The sequence below is a fragment of the Citrobacter sp. TBCS-14 genome (genome assembly GCF_005280805.1).
Lineage (GTDB): Bacteria > Pseudomonadota > Gammaproteobacteria > Enterobacterales > Enterobacteriaceae > Citrobacter > Citrobacter gillenii.
Genome location: NZ_SZWM01000676.1, coordinates 1 through 209, shown reverse-complemented (window position 1 = coordinate 209; position 209 = coordinate 1). Strand labels below are relative to the sequence as shown.

Annotated in this window: 1 pseudogene; it reads left to right on the top strand. The window is 52.2% G+C overall.

The features are described from left to right. Positions 1 to 7: 7 nt before the first annotated feature. Positions 8 to 209, top strand: a pseudogene (locus FDX22_RS20640) (TIGR01620 family protein); the annotation flags it as partial.

Sequence of the window (209 nt, the reverse complement as noted above, 5' to 3'; positions counted from 1 at the left end):
AATTGCGATGAGCGAGCCGTTAAAACCGCGTATCGATTTCTCAGGTCCACTGGAAGTGGAACCAAACACGGCATTTAAAGCACAGCAAATGTTCAACGATACGGAGGCGCAGACTTTTTCTCCGGCGACAGTGGATGAACCACTGGAAGACGAAGGTCAGGCAGAAGCCGTTATTGATGCGGCCCTTCGCCCTAAACGCAGTCTGTGGC